This window comes from Micromonospora sp. NPDC047527 (assembly GCF_040643015.1).
Classification (GTDB): Bacteria; Actinomycetota; Actinomycetes; order Mycobacteriales; family Micromonosporaceae; genus Micromonospora.
This window is the reverse complement of sequence record NZ_JBEYTK010000004.1, coordinates 275,379-289,838: the sequence shown is the minus strand read 5'-3', so window position 1 is coordinate 289,838 and position 14,460 is coordinate 275,379. Positions and strand designations below refer to the sequence as shown.

Genomic DNA, 14,460 nt, shown 5'->3' with positions numbered 1-14,460 from the left:
ACTCCCACATGACCGGCGGTGCTCCGGTTACGGCGGGAGGGCAGCGGGTAGTGATCAGACATGCGCGACAACGAGTACCCGACCCCCGTGTCCGACACCGAGGCGGAGGGGCTGCCCGACACCGCCGACGACGACTCGACCGCCAACGACGATGTCCTCACCGGACGCGAGGCGGACGGCCCGGAGCCAGCCCAGATTCCCGGCGACCGGACCCCGGTGGCGGTGGACCGCTTCGGGACCACCGCCGAGGAGCAGCTCGCCGGTGAGTCGCTGGACTACAAGCTCCAGCGGGAGAGCTTCGAGCGACCGGTGGACGACCCGCTGGCCGGCCCGGTCGACCCGAAGATCGCCTTCGAGGCGGACAACGAGGCGGCCGCCGCGGAGGCCCAACTGGACGCCGACGTCATGGACCCGGGGCCCACGTCCGACCCGAACTCGCCGGTCTCCCTCTACGACCACGGCCAGCTCGGCACGGTTGCCGACGCCACCGTGGGCCGTCTGGTGCAACCGGACGAGGGGGCACACACCAACCAGGAGACCGACTCCGTGGCGTACGACGCCGGATCGGCGGGCGGCGGGGCGACCGCCGAGGAGCTGGCCATCCACGAAACGGAGCCGCCGCGTTCGGTCTGAGGGGGCTCAGCCGCCCAGGCCCCGCTCGATGGCGTAGCGGGTCAGCTCCACCCGGTTGTGCAGTTGCAGCTTGCCCAGCGTGTTCTGCACGTGGTTCTGCACCGTGCGGTGGGACAGGCCGAGCCGCTGCGCGATCTGCTTGTACGACATCCCCTTGGCCACCAGGCGCAGCACCTCCGTCTCCCGGTCGGTGAGCCGGGGCGTGCCGGGCTCCGCGCCGCCGGCCGGCCCGGGACCCTGCCCCGGCGCGGCCAGCCGGCGGTACTCCCCCAGGACCAGCCCGGCCAGACCGGGTGTGAAGACCGGGTCTCCGGCGGCGGTGCGGCGCACCGCGTCGAGGAACTCGGCGGGTGCCGTCGACTTCACCAGGTAGCCGGTGGCCCCCGCCTTGACGGCGTCGAGCACGCTCTGCTCCTCGCCGCTGGCGCTGAGCATCAGCACCCGCACCTCGGGGAGCGCGGCGCGTAGCCCGAGGACCACCTCGACACCGGAGATGTCCGGTAGTTGCAGGTCGAGGACGACCACGTCGGGCCGGGCGGCGGCCGCGACCCGGATCGCCTGCCGCCCCTCGCCGCTGGTGGCGACCACCAGGAAACCGGCCTCGGTGAGATCCCGGGCGACCCCTTCGCGCCACATCGGATGGTCGTCGACGACCATCACCCGGAGGGCGCTCACCCTCGGGCCCTCGGCACAACCAACTCGATCTCGGTGCCCGCCTCGGGTGCCGACATGATCCGCACCGTCCCGCCGAGGTCGGCCACCCGACCCTGGATCGACAGGGTCACCCCGAGCCGTCCCTGCGCGGCGGCCTCGGCCAGTCGGCCGTCCGGGATGCCCGGCCCCTCGTCACGGATCGACACGGTCACGCTGTCCCCCTCGTCCTCGATCAGCACCCAGGCCCGCCCGCCGGCGTGACGTCCCACGTTGTCCAGGGCCGCGCTGGTCGCGGCGGCCAACTCCCCGGCCACCTGCCGGGGCAGCGGCACCGGGCTGGCGGGCGCGGAGAGCGACACCGCCGTCGAGGCGTACCGGCTGAGCAGGGCACGCAGGTCCACCGCGTCGCCGTCGTCCAGCCGGCCGGCACCGACCGGGGTGGTGCCGGAGATCAGCGCGCGCAGCGCGGCCTCCTGCTCGCCGGCCAGCCGGGCCAGGTCGCCGGCCTCGCCGGGCAGGTCCGCGCCTCGCCGCTGCACCAGTGCCAGCACCTGGAGCACCGAGTCGTGGATGCCCCGGGCCAGCCGTTCCCGCTCCCGGGTAGCCGCCTCCAACTCCACCGCGCGTTGCAGCCGCTCCTCGGCGGCCACGGCGAGGCGGGCCACGTGCCCGACCACCACACCGGCGAGCAGCATCAGGATCACCCCGGTGAACGAGGACTGGCCGATCCGCTCGCGGGTGGCCAGGTCCGCGCCGGCGACGAGCAGCGCGGCCACCGTGCCCCGCCGCCGGCCGCCGGAGACGGCCCACGCCAGCACCGGGCCGGCCATCCAGGCCACCCCCAGGGTGGGTACGCCGTTGCCGAGCGCCTCCCGCCCGACGACCCAGGGGGTGGACAGCACGATGGCGATGACCACCCCGAGGTCGGCCAGCAGCAGTGGCCAGCGGCGCCAGGCCGGTCGGGCGTACGCCACGATTGTCGCCCCGGTCCACGCGATCATCAGCAGGAGCAGGGCACCGACCGCGAACGGGTGGGCGTACCGGTCGGCGTCGCGGACCGCGAGCACGCAGACGTACGCCAGGGACGCCAGCCGGAACACGGTGAGCGCCCGCCAGAGCGGCACCTCGAAACCACGCGGCGGCGACGGCATGGCGGTCAGGATGTCACAGCCGAGCCAGCGGCGTGCGAGGCACGGAGTGCGATCCGAGAAACCCTGACGTACGGTGGAAAAGCCGCGAAACACTCCGGGATCCGCCGTCGGGACGGGGCCATGATGAACGCAGATCCGCACGCACCGCGTACGGTTGTGCCCATCGACCCTGCCCTCCTGATCGCCGAGGCCTTCGACCAGGCCCAGGTGACCGAGATTCGACACTCGGTCACCTCCTGCGCGCACGCCTCCGGCCTCGCCGGCCAGCGACTGGACGACTTCGTGCTCGCAATCAACGAATTGATCACCAACGCGGTGCGGCACGGTGGCGGGCGCGGTTGGTTGCGACTCTGGAGCGAGTCAGGCTCACTGGTCTGCGAGGTCACCGACCGCGGGCGCGGGATCAGCCCGCAGAGACTGGGCGACCGCAGCCGCCCGGCCCCCGACACCGCTGGCGGCTGGGGCCTCTGGCTGGCCCGCGAGTTGACCGACGCCATGGAGGTCGTGACCAGCGCCGCCGGCACCACGGTCCGCGTCACAACCGCCGTCACCACCCCCAACCACACCCCCCGCTAGCCCTCTCGATCCCCGCACCCCGCACCCCGCACCCCGCACCCCGCACCCCGCACCCCGCACCCCGCACCCCGCACCCCGCACCCCGCACCCCGCACCCCGCACCCGCGATCTTGCACTTGCTGCCCCGGCGAAGCGCCCAAACCACCTCATTCCGGCGACCGAAACTGCAAGATCGCGGAGTCGGGGGGCGGGGCTGCGGGGCTGGGGGGCGAGGGCTGGGCGGGGTTAGGCGAAGAGGGCGGAGACGGACTCGCCGTTGTGGATCCGGCGCATCGCCTCGGCCAGGGCGGGGGCCACCGAGAGGACCTGAAGTTTGGGGACCCGCTTGGCGGCCGGGATGGGGACCGTGTTGGTGCAGACGATCTCCAGTACGCCGTCCTGGTCGCTGAGCCGCCGCAACGCGTCACCGGAGAAGAGGCCGTGCGTGCAGGCGAGCCGGATCGAGCGCACCTTCAGGCCGCGCAGGTGTTCCATCAGTTCGACGACCGTGCTGCCCTTGGCGATCTCGTCGTCCAGCACGATGACGTCCTTGTCGGCCACGTCGCCGATCACTGCGCTGATCTTCACGAGGTCGTCGCTGAACCGCTGCTTCGCCCCGGCCGCGACCGGCGTGCCGAGCAGGCGGGCGAAGGCGGCGGCCTCCTTGGCGTTGCCCAGGTCGGGCGAGACCACCACAGTGTTGCTGAGGTCGTACCGCCGGAAGTGCTTGGCCAACTCACGCAGCGCGTGCAAGTGGTCTACGGGAACGCTGAAGAAACCGTGCACCTGCGGCGAGTGCAGGGTCATCGCGAGCACCCGGTCCGCTCCGGCCGAGGTGAGCAGGTCGGCGACGAGTCGGGCGCCAATGGAGATGCGCGGCGCGTCCTTCTTGTCCGAGCGGGCGTACGCGTAGTGCGGCAGCACCACCGTGATCCGGCCGGCGGAGGCACCCCGCGCCGCGTCGATCATCAGCAGCAGTTCGACCAGGTTCTCCTGCACCGGTGGCACCAGAGGCTGGATCAGGAAGACGTCCCGCTCCCGGCAGTTGGCCTGCAACTGCACTTCCAGGCAGTCGTTGGCGAACCGGGAGACCCGCACCGGATGCAGCGGCACCCCCAGGTGGGCGCAGATCTCGGCGGCGAGTTCGGGATGGGCGGTTCCACTGAAAACTGCGATGTCACGCACGTTCGCACATCGTAGGCGACGCGACCGGACCCTATCGGCGGCAGGCCGCAACCGGGGGTGACGACTGTCGCACCACGCGGCCGGTCCGGGTACGGTGCTGCCGTGACCCCCCAGTACGTCGCCGCCATCGACCAGGGCACCACCTCCTCGCGGTGCATCGTCTTCGACCAGGCCGGGGAGATCGTCGCCGTGGCCCAGCGCGAGCACCGGCAGATCTTCCCCCGGCCCGGCTGGGTGGAGCACGACGCCGAGGAGATCTGGGACAACGTCGAGCAGGTGGTCGCCGAGGCGCTGCGGGCCGCCGGCACCGACGCGGCCGGGCTGGCCGCCGTCGGCATCACCAACCAGCGGGAGACCACCGTCGTCTGGGACCGGGCCACCGGTCGCCCGGTGGCCAACGCCATCGTCTGGCAGGACACCCGCACCGGGCCGCTGCTGCGCGAGCTCGCTTCGGCGTACGGCGAGGAGCGGTTCCGGGTTCGCACGGGCCTGCCGCTGGCCACCTACTTCGCCGGCCCGAAGCTGCGCTGGTTGCTCGACGAGGTCGACGGCCTGCGCGAGCGAGCCGAGCGCGGCGAGGTGCTCTTCGGCACCATGGACAGCTGGTTGATCTGGAAGCTGACCGGCGAGCACGTCACCGACGTGACAAACGCCAGCCGGACCATGCTGATGGACCTCACGACGCTCGACTGGGCCCCGGAGCTGCTGGACGCGATGGGCGTGCCGGCGGCGATGTTGCCGGAGATCCGCTGCTCCGCCGAGGTGTACGGCACCGCCACCGGCGTCCTCGCCGGGGTGCCGGTGGCCAGTGCGCTCGGCGACCAGCAGGCCGCGCTCTTCGGTCAGACGTGCTTCCAGCCGGGCGAGGCGAAGTGCACCTACGGCACCGGCAGCTTCCTCCTGCTCAACACCGGCGCCAGCCCGGTCCCCTCCACGCACGGCCTGCTCACCACGGTCGCGTACCAGATCAAGGGCCAACCCCCGGCGTACGCGCTGGAGGGCGCGATCGCCGTCACCGGGTCGCTGGTGCAGTGGCTGCGGGACAACCTCGGGTTGATCTCGACAGCGGCGGAGGTGGAGGAGCTGGCCCGCACCGTGGACGACAACGGCGGCTGTTACGTGGTGCCGGCGTTCTCCGGGCTCTTCGCCCCGCACTGGCGCAGCGACGCACGGGGCGTGATCGCCGGCCTGACCGGCTACGTCACCAAGGGGCACCTCGCGCGGGCGGTGCTGGAGGCGTCGGCGTGGCAGACCCGCGAGGTGGTCGACGCGATGAACGCCGACTCCGACGTGGCGCTGCGCCGGCTCCGGGTGGACGGCGGGATGACCGCCAACGGCCTGCTCATGCAGTTCCTCGCCGACGTGCTCGACGTGCCGGTGGTCCGCTCCCGGATCACCGAGACCACCTGCCTGGGCGCGGCGTACGCGGCCGGCCTGGCGGTCGGCTTCTGGCCGGACCTCGCCACGTTACGGGCACAGTGGCGCTCGGACGCGCAGTGGACGTCGACGATGGCGCCGGAGCTGCGCGACCGGGAGCTGCACAACTGGCGCAAGGCCGTGCAGCGCACCCTCGACTGGGTGGAGTGAGGGCCGGCGGTCACTCCCAGCGGTTGCCGGTGAGCTTCTCGTAGACCTCGACGTAGCGGGCGCGGGTCGCCTCGACCACCTCGGCGGGCACATCCGGCGCCGGGGCCTGCTTGTTCCAGCCGCTACCCGTGGCCCAGTCCCGCACGTACTGCTTGTCGTAGGAGAACTGCACACGGCCCGGCTGGTACGACTCGGCCGGCCAGAACCTCGACGAGTCGGAGGTGAGCAGCTCGTCGGCGAGGACCAGGGTGCCGTCCGGCGCCCAGCCCAGCTCGATCTTGGTGTCGGCGACCAGGATGCCCCGGTCGGCAGCCAGTTCCGCGCCGCGCCGGTAGATGTCGATGGTGATCTGCCGCAGCCGCTCGGCGGTGGCCTGGCCCACCTTGTCCACCACGTCGGCGAACGTGATCGGCTCGTCGTGCTCGCCCGCCGGGGCCTTGCTCGACGGCGTGAAGATCGGTTCGGGCAGGATCGACGCCTCGCCGAGCCCTCGGGGCAGCGGCACGCCCGAGACCGCGCCGGTGCGCTCGTACTCCCGCAGGCCGCCGCCGGTCAGGTAACCCCGGGCGACGCACTCCACCGGGACCATGTCCAGTCGCTGGCAGCGGATCGCCCGGCCGGCGAACTCGGCCGGCACGTCGGTGGCCGAGATGACGTGGTTCGGCACCAGGTCGGCGAGCTGCTCGAACCACCAGAGCGAGAGCGCGGTGAGCAGTCGACCCTTGTCCGGAATCGGCGTCGGCAGCGCCACGTCGTAGATCGAGATACGGTCCGAGGCGACCAGGATCAGGTCGTCGCCGTCGGCGTAGACGTCCCGGACCTTGCCCGAGTGCAGAAGTTCCACGCGCCCTAGTACACCACGCGGCACCGGCGGGCCCGTTTTGGCCACCCACACCGGAGCCCGGTCGGGAGGGGTGACCGGACGGACGTTGACACCCAACTGCGACGCCTGCGTGAATGGTCCGACCCCGCCCGCAGTGCCAGGAGACCCCGTGCCCGTTGTTCGTCCTCCGTTCGCCCGCCTCGGCGCCGACCCGGGCCGGCGCCGAGTGCTGACCGCCCTGCTCGGCGCGCCTCTGCTGGCCACGGGCGGGCTGGCCGGGTGCAGCGACGAATCCGCCACGTCGACCGAGGACGGGCCGGTCGAGCTGTCGGTCTTCTGGTGGGGTGGGCCGAGACGGGCCGAGTTGACCGAGAAGGTTCTGCGGCTCTACTCGGAGCGCAACCCCCGGGTCACCTTCCGGGTCACCTGGCAGGGCGCCGACGGCTACTACGACCGGCTGGCCACCCAGGCTGCCGGCGGCAACGTGCCGGATCTGATCCAGCTCGACGACGCTGTGCTGGCCGAGTACACCCAACGTGAGATCGTTTTCGACCTCACCGAACGGGTCGTCGATCACCGGTTGGATCTGCGCGGCCTGCCGGACGGCCTGGTCCGCTGCGGCACCGTGGAGGGCCGGACGATGGCGGTGGCCGCCGGGCAGACCCACGCGGCCGTGGTCTTCAACCGTGACCTGCTGAGCGAGCTGCGGGTGCCCGAGCCACGCGCCGGGATGTCCTGGGCGGACTACATCTCCTGGGCCGAGCAGGTCACCGAGGCCAGCGACGGGCGGGTGGCCGGCACGGTCGACGCGTCCGGCGACTATCGCGCCCTCTGGCTGTGGCTGCGTTCGCAGGGCGGCGAGTTCTATCGGGGGCGGCAGGTCGGCTTCGGCGCCGACGAGCTGATCGCCTGGTTCGAGCTGTGGCAGCGGGCCCGCAGCGGGCGGGCCACGCCGGGCGCTGCTCTGGTCGAGCAGGTTGACGGTGGGGAGCCGGCCCGGCAGCCGGTGGTCACCGGGTTGACCGCCGCGTCCTTCGCCTGGTCCCACCAGCTACCGGAACTACAGCGACTCACCGACTCGGAGCTGGGCGTGGTGGGCTTTCCCGGCCCGCCGGGCGCGCAGTGGGCGAGGGCGTCGATGTACTGGTCCGCGTTCCGCGGCACCCGCCACCCGGACACCGTCATCGACGTGATCAACTTTTTGACCACGAACGGCGAGGTCGGCACCGTTCTCGGCCACGAACGCGGCCTCAACGCCAGCATCGCCGTGCGTCGGTACACCGAGGGCAGCATCACCGACCCAGCTCAGCAGCGCGCCTCCGCGTTCGGCGCCAGCATCGCCGACCAGCTCGGGCCGGCGCCCGCGCCGCCGCCGAAGGGGCACGCGAAGGTGCGTACCCTGCTGGTCGCCGCCGCGGAGAGCATCCGCGGCGGGCGGGCCGGCACGCGCGCGGCCACCTCGCGTTTTCTCGCCCAGGCCAACGCCGCCCTGGCGGCGTGACCACCGGCGGCTCGACCGGCACGGCCCGCCGCCCGGCGATGAGCTGACAGCCCGCACGGCGGCCGGCAGTCAGCTGCCATCAGCGGCAGGCCGCGCGGGCGACGGGTCAGCGCGGCGGGCCACCCCGGCGGCCGCGCGTCAGGCGCAGCAGCAGGAACACGATGATCGCCACCACCACGAGGCAGCAGAGCAGGCCGAGAAAACCGAAGCCACCCCGGGACCGCCGTCGGGCGGCCTCCACCACCAGCTCGCCGGTGCCCGTGGACGCCCACGCCGCGACGGGCACGAAAACCGCGAGGACAACCCCGCCAAGGACCGCGCTGAGCCGGCCCCACCACTTGCCGAATGAAGACATGTGCCCATCCTCGCCGAAGCGCGCAACCTGGGCACGTCGGTCCACGCCGAACCATGGGCGAGATCTTCCAGGGGTACGCCGGGTGGCGCGCAACAATCTTGCAACCTCCCGGCAAAGACGATGATCTTTACACGTATCGCCGCGGATGATCAGATCCGACCATGGTCAACTTTAGATGTCTGTTGCCGCCCTCTCTCACCCGGAGATCTGCGGCAGCAGCGGTCGGCGTCACCCTCATCGCCGCTCTCGTCACCCCCACGGCGGCGCACGGCGCCCCACCACCTCCGGTCACACCGACCGCAACCGCCAACGCGCACCGCACACCCGTCACAGTCACGCTGATCACCGGCGACAAGGTGACGGTGACCCCGGGCGTCAACGGTGCACCCCCCACGGTGGACGTCAAGCGCCCCCCGGGCGCCATGGGCTCCGTGCGCATCACCACCGAAGGCGGGGACACCTACGTGTACCCCGACCAGGCAACGCCCTACCTCGCGACCGGTCGACTCGACAAGCAGCTCTTCGACGTCACCCAACTGATCGCGCAGGGCTACGACGACGCGCGGGCCAGCGAACTCCCCCTGATCGTCACCCGTACGGCGGGCTCGGCGAAGCTCAGGACCGGCACCACACTGCCGGGCGCACGGACCACGCTGGACCTCTCCTCCGTCGGGGGTGAGGCGATCCGCACCCGCAGGTCGCAGGCCGCCGACTTCTGGTCGGCCCTCACCAGCGGCGGGCAGTCGTCGACGGGCCGGAGTGCTGCCACGTCGGAGCCCTCCTTCACGGCCGGCGTCGACAAGGTGTGGCTCGACGGCAAGGCGAAGGCAGCCCTCGCCGAGACCACCGCACAGATCGGCGCACCCGCCGCCTGGGCCGCGGGGGGCACTGGCAGCGGCGTACGGGTCGCCGTCCTGGACACCGGAGTGGACACCACCCATCCGGACCTCGTGAACCGCATCGTGGCGTCCCGGAGCTTCATCCCCGGCGACGACGTCATCGACCGCAACAGGCACGGCACGCACACCGCCTCGACCGTCGCGGGCACGGGTGCCGCCTCCGGCGGCAAGGAGCGCGGGGTCGCTCCCGGTGCCGACCTGGTCGTGGGCAAGGTCCTCGACCAGGACGGAGGCGGGACGATCTCGGGGATCATCGCGGGCATGGAGTGGGCGGCGCGGACCGAACGCGCCCGAGTGATCAACAAGAGCCTGGGCGTCAGCGCATGGCACACCCAGGACGACCCGCTGAGCCAGGCCGTCAACCAGCTGACCGCCGAGACGGGGGCGCTCTTCGTCGTCTCGGCCGGCAACAGCGGACCCGACCCGTACACCCTTGGTGCGCCGGGCACCGCGGACGCCGCGCTCACCATCGGCGCGGTGGACGCCTCCGACCGCCTGGCCGGCTTCTCCAGCGCCGGGCCGCGCATGAACGACGAGGCTCTCAAGCCCGACATGACCGCTCCCGGCGTGGACGTGCTCGCGGCACGCTCGCAGCACACGGACGGTGAGGGCTACTACTACGTCGACAGCGGCACGTCCATGGCGGCACCTCACGTCGCCGGGGCCGCCGCCCTGCTGGCTCAGAAGCACCCGACGTGGACCGGGCAGCAGATCAAGGACGCTCTGATGAGCACCAGCGCGCGTACGCCGGACTACGACGCCTACCAGGCCGGCAGTGGTCGGCTCGACGTCGCCGCCGCCTACCGGCAGGACCAGGTCATCGCGACCGGATCGGTGGACGCGGGGCTCGTCCCATCCTCGACCGGTACGCAGCAGCAGCCGATCAAGCGGAAGATCACCTACACCAACACCACGGCCAACCCGGTGACGTTGGACCTCTCCGTCGACAGTGGCACGTCCCCCGCACCGACGTTCGCGGCAGCCGCCAACCGCGTCACCGTGCCAGCACGCGGAAGCTCGACGGTCGACGTCGTGGTGAACCCCAAGGGACTCCCGGCGGGCCGGTACTCCGGCCAGGTCACGGCACGCTTCGCGGCCGGTACGGTGCACACGGCCGTCGGGGTCGCCATCGAATCCAAGAAGTACGACCTCACCATCCGCCTGAGGGACCGCGCCGGACGGGCCATGAGCGGCGAGGCGGAGATCGTCAGCGCCGACGGCGTCTCCACCTTCATGTGGGTCCGGGACGGAAGCCTCACCAGCCGCTGGGCGCCCGGCTCCTACACGGTCGTCACCGCCGCGGACGTGGAGGGCCTCAACGGCCCCCGCTCCCTCGGGCTCGCGATGCTGACCGCTCCGGAGGTCGACCTGACGACCGATCGGGTCGTGGAACTCGACGCCTCACGGGCACGGCAGGTCAAAGTGGCCACACCCCAACCGACCACCGTCGCCAACAGCAGGATCGACGTCTACCGCTCCTTCACCGCAAGCGAGCCGACGCCAACCGACTGGAACGCCCTGCGCGAGACGATCTTTCCCAGTGCCACGTACGACAGCCTGTGGGCACTGCCGACCAACAAGGTGAAGAAGGGCAGCTTCGTCTTCACCACCAGGATTCGTGCCGAGCAGACGCCGCTGGCGGTCACCTACGGCGGCCGTCGCCTCAGCGACCCTCTCGTGCAGCCCGGTTCACGGCCGCTGCCCGACGGCACCTCGCGCCTGGACGCCGTCTTCGCCGGCAACGGCGCGAAGGCCGACTACGCCGGCCGGTCCGCCCGTGGCAGGGCCGTGGTCGTACGCGGCAACGAATCGGTGAGCCCCACGGATCAGGCAGCGGCGGCGCACACCGCCGGTGCCGCGCTGCTCATCGTGGTCAACGACCGTCCGGGCCGCAAGAGCGACTGGTACGGCAACCCCGACGGCGTGACGACCGGGCCGATTCCCGTCGCCTCGGTGACCCTGGACGAGGGCGAAGCACTGATCCAGAAGATCACCGCTGCGGGCCGGCACACCGTACGGCTCGATGTGGTGGCCCACCCCGCGCCGAAATACCTGTACGACCTGGTCGACTACCACCGTCAAGGGGTGCCCGACGATCCCTCCGCCAAGACCGGTCCCCGCGATCTCGCCCGTATCGATCTCACCTTCAGCCCGCCCCCGGGGAAGCAGGCCACCGAGAACCGGGTGGACTTCCCGCCGTACGAGTACTCGGCGGGTCGCCCCTTCCCGACCGAGCCGGTCTCCCCGGGGCCGCGTACCGACTGGGTTTCCACGGGCAGCGACGTCAGGTGGCAGCAGTCGACCGCGGTTGTCAACTGGACGCAGTCGTACACGGAGGAGGTGAGCTACCGGCCGGGCAGCGTGCAGAAGGACCGCTGGTTCGGGCCCATCATTCGGCCGCGTCTGCTCAGCAACGACATCCCGGGCCGCGGTGACACCTGGCTCAGCGCGTACATCCAGGGGTTCAGCGACGCGGGAGCCGCGCACAGCGGCGGGTCCGTGCTGCCACAGAAGATCACCTTCTACCAGGGTGACAAGCAGTTGCGCCAGGCCGAAGGCGTGGCGGAGTTCTTCGTCGACTCGCTGGCGCCGGCCACGTTGCCATACCGACTGGTCGTCGACACGAAGGGCGATCCCGACTTCGGCCCGTACTCGACTGCCACCCACACCGAGTGGAGCTTCGTCTCCGGCGCCGCCGAGGGAGTGCAGGCCGTCCCGCTGCTCCAACTGGACTACGAAGCCGATGTGGACACCACCGGCCGGGCGAAGCGCAGGACCGACTTCTCCATCGTGCCCGTGGTGGTGGGCAGCGCCGCCGCCCAGGATGCGGTGTCCTCGGTCAGGTTCGAGGTCTCCTACGACGACGGGGTCACCTGGCAGCGGCAGGACCTGAACGAGAAGAACGGCACCTGGCAGGCGTCCCTGAACGCACCGAACCGGGCCGACTTCGTGACCATCCGGGTCACCGCCAAGCAGCGCAACGGCGGCGGCATCAGCCAGACCGTCACCCGGGCCTTCGGCCTCAGGTAACACCCGCGAGAAGGGGCCGGTGCCCGCCTCGGCGCGCACCGGCCCCTTCGAGGCTGCTCATCCGGCACAGGCACCACATGAGTCCGGCCCCCACGATGTGGGGGCCGGACTCAGTGTTATTTCCATTTGTAGCGGGGACAGGATTTGAACCTGCGACCTCTGGGTTATGAGCCCAGCGAGCTACCGAGCTGCTCCACCCCGCGTCGACTGGTTAAGACTAACCCATCGGATCCCCGCGATGATCAGTGGGGTCGTCATCGGCCGCGGACCGCCGGTGCGGCCCCGGAGCCGCCCGCTGTCGGCGCTGTGGCACGCGTGGGAAACACCGAAGGCCCGCATCCGGATCCGGATGCGGGCCTTCGACACTTCTCTCGTAGCGGGGACAGGATTTGAACCTGCGACCTCTGGGTTATGAGCCCAGCGAGCTACCGAGCTGCTCCACCCCGCGTCGGTTCACTAACCGTAGCGCACCGACCCGGGGCACCGCAAAGCGACTCCGATACCGCTGCCGCCGACACCTCTGACCTGGGCCGCTGTCAGTCGAGCCAGCTCTCGATCGCCGCCACCGCCCGTCGACTGTCGGCATCGACCCGGGCGCGCTCGGCGGTGGTGTGCTCCCAACCCTGCTCCCAGAGCACCGTCACCACGTCGCCGATCCGGACCGCCCGGACCAGCCGCACCTCCTCCGCGCCCGGCTCGCTCATCCCGTCCGGATACGGAGACCGCATCTCGAACAGCACCGACTCGTCCCCGTACTCCCCGGAGGCCAGTAGCCGCTGCCGCCACGTCCTGGTGCCGTCGGACAGTTTCTGGACGGGACAGTCGCGAACGGCCTGCCGCAACTCCCGCAACACGTCGTCGGCCCGGCCGGCGCGGTAGATCGTGATGGTGTGCCGGTAGCTGCCGTCCGGCACACTCTCCGCCGGTGACTCCGGCCGCTTGTAGGCCAGGAACCGACCGCGGCGCTGGACCACGGCGGAGTCGCTGGGATAGTTGGCCGCGCAGAGCTTCGGCAACACCTCCGACTTCGTCCACGACTCCAGACCTCGCTCATTGGCCGCCGCCAACGAGAAGAAGGCTCGGTCCGGGATCGAGGTGGGCGTTCGGGGCACCGCCGGGCCGGTTGTCGAGGCTGGCGGTCTACCACCCGACGTGCTGTCCGGCGGTGTCGGTGACGCCGACAGCGTTGGTGAGACAGACGGCGACGGCCGGAGAGCCGGCCCGGTCGGCAGCGGGCCGGGCGTGTCGGCCGGTGGCGGCAGCGGCGCGGATCCGTCCGCCGAGAACGCCAGTCGTCCGCCGACGGCCACCCCGCCGAGCAGCACCACCACCGCGACGGCGGTGCTGGCGACCCGGATCCTGGCCCGCCGGTCGGCGCGCCGTCGGACCAACTCGGGGCGGGTCACCTCCACGCCGTCGGCGACGACGGTGAGCGACCGGTACAGGTCGGAGATCTCAGCTGACATCGTTCGCCTCCAGTTCCTCGGTGCGGAGGTCGGGTAGCAGCGCGGCCAGTCGGGCCCGACCCCGGGACAACCAGGACTTGACGGTGCCGACCGGTACGTCGGTCTCCCGGGCGATCTCCTCGACCGGCATGTCGAAGAGGTAGTGCAGGGCCAGCGCCTGTCGATGCGTGGCGGGCAGTTGGCGGAGCGCGTGGACCAGCAGCACCCCGTTCTCGCTCGGTGCTGGCGCGGTCGGTGGCGGCCCGGAACGACTGAGCACCACCCGCCAGCGGTGCAGGCGCCGCCAGCGGTCGTTCGCGAGCCGGGACACCACCAGCCGCAGCCACGCCTCGGGCGCCGGATGCTCCGACAGCCGCCCCCACTGCCGCCAGGCCCGGGTGAAGGCTTCCTGCACCAGGTCCTGCGCCTCGGTGTGGTCACCGGCCACCGCGTAGCCGTACCGCATCATCCGCCGGGCGGTGCTGCGATAGAACTCGTCGAAGCTCTGCGCATCCCTCACGACTGTTCCCCCTCGTCCGCGCCCCGTTGCAGTGAGGACGGCGGCCAGGTGTCGTGGGTTGCGGGTCGGCCGGACTAAAGCTGTCGGAGAGGCGACAGGCGGGCATACCGCGCGAACACGGC

General features: G+C 71.6%; 12 protein-coding genes and 2 tRNA genes. 5 read left to right on the top strand and 9 right to left on the bottom strand.

From position 1 onward, the window contains the following. Positions 1 to 60 precede the first annotated feature (60 nt). Positions 61 to 633: a DUF5709 domain-containing protein gene (locus ABZ808_RS18070; protein WP_357007462.1), complete on the top strand. Its 573-nt coding sequence runs from the start codon at positions 61 to 63 to the stop codon at positions 631 to 633. Positions 634 to 639: 6 nt separating this feature from the next. Here the strand turns inward: ABZ808_RS18070 and ABZ808_RS18065 are convergent, their stop codons facing one another. Then, positions 640 to 1,290: a response regulator transcription factor gene (locus ABZ808_RS18065; protein WP_357008197.1), complete on the bottom strand. Its 651-nt coding sequence runs from the start codon at positions 1,288 to 1,290 to the stop codon at positions 640 to 642. A 14-nt stretch (positions 1,291 to 1,304) separates the two neighbouring features. Beyond that, entirely contained in the window at positions 1,305 to 2,438 is a 1,134-nt protein-coding gene (locus ABZ808_RS18060) for a DUF5931 domain-containing protein (RefSeq protein ID WP_357007460.1), read from the bottom strand. A gap of 120 nt (positions 2,439 to 2,558) precedes the next feature. On the opposite strand from ABZ808_RS18060, the gene ABZ808_RS18055 reads away from it, so the two are divergent. After that, on the top strand, positions 2,559 to 3,014 hold the full coding sequence (locus ABZ808_RS18055; protein WP_357007457.1) for an ATP-binding protein: 456 nt from the start codon (positions 2,559 to 2,561) through the stop codon (positions 3,012 to 3,014). A gap of 225 nt (positions 3,015 to 3,239) precedes the next feature. Here the strand turns inward: ABZ808_RS18055 and ABZ808_RS18050 are convergent, their stop codons facing one another. Further along, complete coding sequence (locus ABZ808_RS18050) at positions 3,240 to 4,178, bottom strand: ribose-phosphate pyrophosphokinase (RefSeq protein ID WP_357007454.1); 939 nt, start codon at positions 4,176 to 4,178, stop codon at positions 3,240 to 3,242. A 102-nt stretch (positions 4,179 to 4,280) separates the two neighbouring features. Here ABZ808_RS18050 and glpK point away from each other — a divergent pair, with 102 nt between their 5' ends. Then, positions 4,281 to 5,765: a glycerol kinase GlpK gene (glpK, locus tag ABZ808_RS18045; protein WP_357007451.1), complete on the top strand. Its 1,485-nt coding sequence runs from the start codon at positions 4,281 to 4,283 to the stop codon at positions 5,763 to 5,765. A gap of 10 nt (positions 5,766 to 5,775) precedes the next feature. Here glpK and ABZ808_RS18040 read toward each other — a convergent pair whose 3' ends face one another. Further along, on the bottom strand, positions 5,776 to 6,609 hold the full coding sequence (locus tag ABZ808_RS18040) for a phosphoribosylaminoimidazolesuccinocarboxamide synthase (protein ID WP_357007449.1): 834 nt from the start codon (positions 6,607 to 6,609) through the stop codon (positions 5,776 to 5,778). Between the two features lie 148 nt (positions 6,610 to 6,757). On the opposite strand from ABZ808_RS18040, the gene ABZ808_RS18035 reads away from it, so the two are divergent. Beyond that, positions 6,758 to 8,089: an extracellular solute-binding protein gene (locus ABZ808_RS18035; RefSeq protein ID WP_357007447.1), complete on the top strand. Its 1,332-nt coding sequence runs from the start codon at positions 6,758 to 6,760 to the stop codon at positions 8,087 to 8,089. A 106-nt stretch (positions 8,090 to 8,195) separates the two neighbouring features. On the opposite strand, the gene ABZ808_RS18030 is transcribed toward ABZ808_RS18035, so the two are convergent. Continuing rightward, entirely contained in the window at positions 8,196 to 8,444 is a 249-nt protein-coding gene (locus ABZ808_RS18030) for a hypothetical protein (RefSeq protein ID WP_357007444.1), read from the bottom strand. A 161-nt stretch (positions 8,445 to 8,605) separates the two neighbouring features. Here ABZ808_RS18030 and ABZ808_RS18025 point away from each other — a divergent pair, with 161 nt between their 5' ends. Continuing rightward, the gene (locus ABZ808_RS18025; RefSeq protein ID WP_357007442.1) at positions 8,606 to 12,373 is read left to right on the top strand and encodes a S8 family serine peptidase; all 3,768 of its coding nucleotides are present in this window, start codon (positions 8,606 to 8,608) and stop codon (positions 12,371 to 12,373) included. Between the two features lie 129 nt (positions 12,374 to 12,502). Here ABZ808_RS18025 and ABZ808_RS18020 read toward each other — a convergent pair. The 4 genes from ABZ808_RS18020 to ABZ808_RS18005 all read right to left on the bottom strand — a co-directional run bounded on the left by ABZ808_RS18020 (position 12,503) and on the right by ABZ808_RS18005 (position 14,338). Continuing rightward, positions 12,503 to 12,576: transfer RNA gene (locus tag ABZ808_RS18020), tRNA-Met, on the bottom strand. A 171-nt stretch (positions 12,577 to 12,747) separates the two neighbouring features. Further along, positions 12,748 to 12,821, bottom strand: a tRNA-Met gene (locus tag ABZ808_RS18015). A gap of 88 nt (positions 12,822 to 12,909) precedes the next feature. Next, on the bottom strand, positions 12,910 to 13,839 hold the full coding sequence (locus tag ABZ808_RS18010; RefSeq protein WP_357007439.1) for a hypothetical protein: 930 nt from the start codon (positions 13,837 to 13,839) through the stop codon (positions 12,910 to 12,912). Next, entirely contained in the window at positions 13,829 to 14,338 is a 510-nt protein-coding gene (locus ABZ808_RS18005; protein WP_357007437.1) for a SigE family RNA polymerase sigma factor, read from the bottom strand. The genes ABZ808_RS18010 and ABZ808_RS18005 overlap by 11 nt, the downstream gene beginning before the upstream one ends. Between the last annotated feature and the right edge of the window lie 122 nt (positions 14,339 to 14,460).